The organism is Nitrospira sp. BLG_2 (assembly GCF_049222245.1).
Genome location: NZ_JBLYIG010000046.1, coordinates 1 through 5681, shown reverse-complemented (window position 1 = coordinate 5681; position 5681 = coordinate 1). Strand labels below are relative to the sequence as shown.

The following is a 5681-nucleotide window of genomic DNA, read 5'->3' as shown; positions in this document are numbered from 1 at the left end:
GCGCGACTATTCCGGCAGACTGAGCTTTCGGCCGGCCTTGCCGGAACAGTTGGACTGTCTTCGATTCAGACTCGCATTTCAAGGACAGAGTCTTGAGATTGATGTCCGCCAAGACGCCACTCGCTATACGTTGAAAGCCGGCAGTGGGCTGGCGTTGAATCATGAGGATCAAGAGATTCGGCTCTCGCCCGCTGATCCATCCGTTGAACGACCGAACCGGAAACCCTCGGAGCGCGGAATGAACAAATGAGGTATAGCGATCCCCTTCCTCTTGAGAACCGCATATCTCAAGAACCGGCTTGCCGTTCGATCGATAAGGGGATTCCGCGCACATTGTCTGCCCCGATGTCGCATGACTCAGGTCGCATGTTCATGCGACTCCCCTCCGTGGACAAGACCGGCCTTCAGCCGGCCCTCGCCTAAAAAAGACAGGGTGCCTGTCCGCTTACAGCGATTTGTTCGGGCGGTCACCATGCAGGATGGACTTTCTCGAAGGCGCCAGTAACAGTTGAATGAGCGTCCAGGCCAGCATGGCCACAGCGATCCATCGGTCGGCTCCGGCTCGTGGCACTCCCTCGTCCCCGCGGTAACCTGAATCGAATGTCGCATGCGCCGGTGCAAGGGTCGCAGCGCTGAAAGATGGAAAGGCGACGGCCGGTTGCTCATGGCCTTGGGCTTTGCCTTGAGCTTTCTCCGGATCGGCCACTGTCGCGTCCTCATCGGGAGAAATTTTGCGCCCAACGGCTTTGGCATAGATTTGCGTAAATTCAGCGCCGAATAAAAAAATCTGCGCGGAGTAATACACCCATACGAGCAGGATGACCAAAGACCCCGCCGCTCCATAGGCCGAACCGATATCGCTTTTCCCGAGATAGAGTCCCAAGGCGAATTTGCCGACGGTGAACAACAACGCCGTGAGCCCCGCGCCGATCCACACATCACTCCAGGCCACCCGCGCATCGGGCAACACCTTGAACATCATGGCGAACAGACCGGTGATCAAGGCATAAGACACCGCGAGTTCGAGAAGGTGGAGCGCGACTTCCGGAGCGGGCAACCATCCCCCAAGCCACTCTCCGACGGCAGCCAGCCCCGCGCTGAGAATCAATGAAACCAGGAGCAGAAAAGCCGTACCGAGCAAGGCGGAGAAGGACATGAACCGGTCTTTGACGATCCCCCAGATGCCCCGTCCTTCTTTGGGTTCCACGCCCCAAATGCTGTTCAGCGAGTCTTGGAGCTGACCAAAGACACCCGAGGCGCCCAACAGCAAGGTGGCGGTCGCCGTCACGGTGGCCACCATACCGGTGCTTGGCTGGTTCGCCCGTTGGAGCATTTCTTTGAGGGCCTCAGCGCTTTGCGCCCCTATCACACTGGCAATTTGGTCGAGGATGTAACCCTCTGTCGCCTCGCGTCCGAAGATCATTCCAATGATCGCAATGACGACAACCAAGAGCGGCACGATGGAAAACACGGTGTAATAAGCCAACGCAGCGCCGTGGCGGGGAACTCTGTCCTCGGACCAGGCCGTTGCCGTATCTTTCAACAAGCCCCATGCACGACGGTACAGAGCCCCCTGCAACCATTTCCTTGCCATACATTTGCTCCTATAAGGAAATTCAATCTGCTGAAACCATAGGATATAAAGGTTCTCTTGTGGACTAGGTGCACCCCGAATCTCTTGATGTGACAAACGTTGGCGCGTCCTTGTCCGAACGATACCTTACGGTACACCTGATGGCATTGTTTAGGCTCCACCTCGACCGTCTGCATGGGTCCTGGACACGTGATGTGCTGTATGCCAATTACTAAGAGCATCGCTGCTTCGTAGACATCACCCCCGCCGTAGATTCGTTCTAGAGGATTGCCTAGTTGCATGGCACCCGAGAGACCTGCTTGACTGAAAAAGCCAGTGCCGGGGTGGACTGGACGGGCTCGTTCTCTTGCGGACTGGTGCTGTGCGCGGGTGGCGAGACGATATGTGAGTGGATAAGTGAACGGTAAGGTCTAGGAGCCGGAGGCAGGCCCGCGCCTTAGTCTGGTGGCTAAACGCTAGGTTTTTTGTGAAGGAATCCATTCTTTGGTCCGGTTATCCGTCCTGGCGCCAGTTCAGTTGGCTCTATCTCATGGCCGGCCTCGTAGCTTGGCGAGGATGGCTCTTTGGGAGATTTGGATTTTCGGGATGGATCGGCTGGGCGGTCGGGGCAGTCGTTCTACTCGGTACCGCGGTGGTCATACGGCGCTGGGGCCATTATGAGATCTTATCCACTCGCCTTGTTGTCCGGAACGGCTACACAGGTCGTGAGGTGGGCAGGATGGATTTTAGTGATGTTGAACAAGTGGAAATCCGGCAGGGACCGATCGCGTCACTGTTTGGCATCGGGACGGTAATCGCGCTATCGAGTAGACGACCGACTCTTCGATTTCGCGGTGTAGACGACCCCGAAGGAGTGAAGCGGCGTATTGAGGTTGCGATACGGAGCACCGTACAGAGTGCTCAATCTCACGGTGAGGTCGCTTGAAGCGGCGTGCTCGGAATACATAGGAACATCCGCCCAACAGTATGAGGCGGACTCGTTGCCGCAAGCGGAAGAGTGTTGTCAAGGAGCTCTGGATAATCGGGAAGGAGGAGGAAATCCGGAAATGGTCGAGATCATCGTATCGTTAATTTTGGCGTTTTTCGTGATCTGCGGTCTGATAGCATTTACCGGCGAACGTGGAGGACGGAGCATATGGCCGGTATTTATACTGTTTTTTCTTGCCATCTGGGCCGGTGGACTATGGGTGACACCGGTCGGCCCTCCGCTGATCGGCGTGTATTGGATGCCGTTCTTGTTTGTCGCGATCTTTATCGCGTTGTTCTGGGCCGCTGCGCCTCCCCCACCAAGGCGAACGGGAGAGCCGTCTCCCGCTTCAGCCGTGCAGGAAGAGCGGACCGCAACGACGGTAGCCGGTCTAGGGTTCTTGTTTTGGGTGCTGCTTGTCGGCCTCGCTATAGCGGCGCTGGCTCGCTATGCCCCGATGATCGTGCCGGTCTCACAGGCTTCATAAGCTGACCCTATGTTTGGAAAAAGCATCAATCTGTTTCGGCTGTTCGGCTTCCAAGTCCAGGCGGACATGAGCTGGCTTATTCTGGCTTTGCTCATCACCTGGTCGCTGGCCACCGGCTATTTCCCTTTCCAATATTCGCATCTATCGCCCGCCCAATATTGGGGAATGGGAATTTTAGGCGCCATCGGTCTGTTCGGCTCGTTGATCTTCCACGAATTGTCCCACTCATTGGTGGCCCGGCGGTTCGGCATTCAGATGAAGGGCATCACGCTCTTTATCTTCGGTGGAGTCGCCCACATGGAAGAGGAGCCCCCGAATCCCAAGTCTGAATTCTTCATGGCAATAGTCGGGCCTCTGTCCAGCCTGGTGTTGGCTCTCCTATTGTACGGAGCGATGCAAGGGGGAAAAGCAGTCGGCTGGCCGGAGCCGGCAAGCGGAATTGTCGGCTATCTTTCTTTCATCAATGTGCTTCTGGCGATTTTCAACATGGTCCCCGCCTTTCCACTGGATGGTGGCCGCGTGTTTCGGTCGGCGCTGTGGGCATGGACCGGCGATATTCATTGGGCCACGAGACTCGCCGCCCGATTTGGTTCAGGATTCGGCATTATCCTGATGGTATTGGGCGGGTTCAACTTCTTTACGGGCAACTTCGTGGGGGGATTGTGGTATGCCTTGATCGGTTTCTTCCTCTACGGCGCCGCCGGTCAGACCTACCAACAGATGCTGGTGAACCGGGCATTACACGGTGAATCGGTCCGGCGGTTCATGTCTCCCGATCCGGTCACCGTCCCGCCCGACCTTTCCGTGCAGTCATTGGTGGACGACTACCTCTATCGGTACTTGCACGACATGTTTCCCGTCCTGGACGGCACGAAAGTGATGGGCTGCGTCTCCAAAAAGCACGTGGGAAATCTATCGCGGGTAGAATGGCCGAACAAGAGCGTGGCGGATATCATGGAAGCCTGTTCCCCGGAAAAGACCGTGCAAGCCGACAGGGATGCCGCCAAGGCATTGGCTCAGATGATCAAGACGAGATCGAGCCGGCTACTGGTTCTCGAAGGCGATCGGCTCGTGGGGGTGATCGTGCTCAAGGATCTGTTGAAGTATCTCTCGTTTCGCATAGACTTGGAAGAAATGGAGAGGGCCGCATGAAATCGCCGCACACGTTCTTGGAGATTCTTCGAACCGGAGCGGACAATAGATCGCCAATTCACGATCGTGGCCGGATCCTCTTCTTCGTCCCCGTCCGCTAGGGACGCTGCGAGTTGAGTCCACGAATCATCGTGTTTGGCTGATAACACAATCGCCCGGAACCGACCCGCTTATCCTGCATGGCAACACGATGAGTGAACGAATGCGGTTAACAATGCTCTGCGCTCGAGACGGCATGGATGGCGCCAATGAATGGGCGCAGGCGACGCTCCATCTTTACCGGAAGTCTCTGGAGAATCCCTTTCATTTTGCATCGCAGCCTGATTGGAAAACACGCTTTGTACACAGCATGCGTGAGCTGTCGACGTTCATCGAGCGTGGAATCTCGGATATCCATGAGGACCATTCATGACTATCGAACTCAACCATACAATTGTGCCCTCGCACGACAAGGAAGAGGCAGCGCGCTTTTTTGCCCATATCTTCGGGCTCCGGTATGAAGGCCTGTCCGGACATTTTGCTCCGGTCAGGGTAAACGACAGGCTTACGCTCGATTTTGACCAAGATGATTCGTTCGACGAGCATCATTATGCGTTCCACGTCAGCGATGATGAATTCGACGCTATCTTTGACCGAATACGGAAAGCCGGGTTGGCGTACGGCAGCCATCCATGGGATGCGGACAACCGGAAGCTGAATGACTGGAATGGCGGCCGCGGCGTCTACTTCCGTGATCCGAGCGGTCATCTGCTTGAGTTGCTCACCAAACCATAAGCCGTCTACAGGCATCAATCCCGCGAATGCGGCGTGAATAGGGAGGGTCAGCGAAAAAATGAAAGAGTCGGGAGCCGATGTCGGGCCGGCCGAACCTGTCCGCGTAAAGAGCCATGTTGCCGGCGCGGTGGCAATCGGTGCTCTGGCGTCCGGCGCATTCGCGTTGGGCGCAATGGCCATCGGCGCATTGGCGATCGGGAGCCTGGCTATTCGCCGCGTCGCTATTGGGCGTGCTCGGATCCGTTCATTGGACATTGATGAGCTGAATGTGCGGCGGTTGCGTGTCGGCGAGCGAATTATGGCGGATCAATTGACGGCGGATGGGAAAGAAGAGCGACGCAGTTGAAACGTTCTCGCTTGGTTGGAAGGATGACATCATGGCCTTGACTCGGCGTCCTACGACAACACGCTGCATGAGATAAGGCAATTGATAAGGAGATGGTTCGGCTCATGGTTCAAAGATGAAAGCGGCACAATAAGTTGCCGAATGTCGCGCAGAACGACTACGAGATTGAGGGGTTTTCCGCGTATCAATCGCTATAGAAACGCGATAATGTATGATCAGAGCAAGCAATGGAAACATTGTGAATGCATAGCGGAAACGTTATCCAAGCATAATGTAAAAATTGCATGTTCGAAGGAGCTCCGTCCTTGAAAAGGGACGGAGCTTTTTTATGGACCAACCGGTCAGTTTCATAACCCCGGCA

8 protein-coding genes are annotated in these 5681 nt (G+C 55.8%); 7 read left to right on the top strand and 1 reads right to left on the bottom strand.

Annotation, left to right across the window (positions count from 1 at the left end):
• A partial coding sequence (locus ACOSYY_RS01350; protein WP_421660452.1) for a glycosyl hydrolase family 65 domain-containing protein occupies window positions 1-250 on the top strand: 250 nt, incomplete at its 5' end.
• A gap of 195 nt (window positions 251-445) precedes the next feature.
• Here the strand turns inward: ACOSYY_RS01350 and ACOSYY_RS01345 are convergent.
• Entirely contained in the window at window positions 446-1594 is a 1149-nt protein-coding gene (locus ACOSYY_RS01345; protein WP_421660451.1) for a YihY/virulence factor BrkB family protein, read from the bottom strand.
• A 466-nt stretch (window positions 1595-2060) separates the two neighbouring features.
• Between ACOSYY_RS01345 and ACOSYY_RS01340 the strand changes: the two genes are divergently transcribed.
• From ACOSYY_RS01340 to ACOSYY_RS01315, 6 genes are all read left to right on the top strand, one after another.
• Window positions 2061-2519: a PH domain-containing protein gene (locus ACOSYY_RS01340; protein WP_421660449.1), complete on the top strand. Its 459-nt coding sequence runs from the start codon at window positions 2061-2063 to the stop codon at window positions 2517-2519.
• Window positions 2491-3048, top strand: a complete 558-nt coding sequence (locus tag ACOSYY_RS01335) for a hypothetical protein (protein ID WP_421660448.1) — start codon at window positions 2491-2493, stop codon at window positions 3046-3048. Before ACOSYY_RS01340 ends, ACOSYY_RS01335 begins: the two co-directional genes overlap by 29 nt.
• A gap of 9 nt (window positions 3049-3057) precedes the next feature.
• Window positions 3058-4200, top strand: coding sequence for a site-2 protease family protein (locus ACOSYY_RS01330; RefSeq protein WP_421660447.1), 1143 nt, complete (start codon window positions 3058-3060; stop codon window positions 4198-4200).
• A gap of 202 nt (window positions 4201-4402) precedes the next feature.
• A complete protein-coding gene (locus tag ACOSYY_RS01325; RefSeq protein WP_421660445.1) occupies window positions 4403-4612 on the top strand; it encodes a hypothetical protein in 210 nt (69 codons plus the stop codon).
• On the top strand, window positions 4609-4974 hold the full coding sequence (locus tag ACOSYY_RS01320) for a VOC family protein (protein WP_421660444.1): 366 nt from the start codon (window positions 4609-4611) through the stop codon (window positions 4972-4974). Before ACOSYY_RS01325 ends, ACOSYY_RS01320 begins: the two co-directional genes overlap by 4 nt.
• A gap of 58 nt (window positions 4975-5032) precedes the next feature.
• Window positions 5033-5320, top strand: a complete 288-nt coding sequence (locus tag ACOSYY_RS01315; protein WP_421660443.1) for a hypothetical protein — start codon at window positions 5033-5035, stop codon at window positions 5318-5320.
• Window positions 5321-5681: the final 361 nt, after the last annotated feature.

Excerpts from the sequence above, each read along its gene's own strand:
- ACOSYY_RS01345 (WP_421660451.1), bottom strand. The coding sequence starts at position 1,594 with ATGGCAAGGAAATGGTTGCAGGGGGCTCTGTACCGTCGTGCATGGGGC.
- ACOSYY_RS01330 (WP_421660447.1), top strand. The coding sequence starts at position 3,058 with ATGTTTGGAAAAAGCATCAATCTGTTTCGGCTGTTCGGCTTCCAAGTC.
- ACOSYY_RS01325 (WP_421660445.1), top strand. The coding sequence starts at position 4,403 with ATGCGGTTAACAATGCTCTGCGCTCGAGACGGCATGGATGGCGCCAAT.
- ACOSYY_RS01320 (WP_421660444.1), top strand. The coding sequence starts at position 4,609 with ATGACTATCGAACTCAACCATACAATTGTGCCCTCGCACGACAAGGAA.
- ACOSYY_RS01315 (WP_421660443.1), top strand. The coding sequence starts at position 5,033 with ATGAAAGAGTCGGGAGCCGATGTCGGGCCGGCCGAACCTGTCCGCGTA.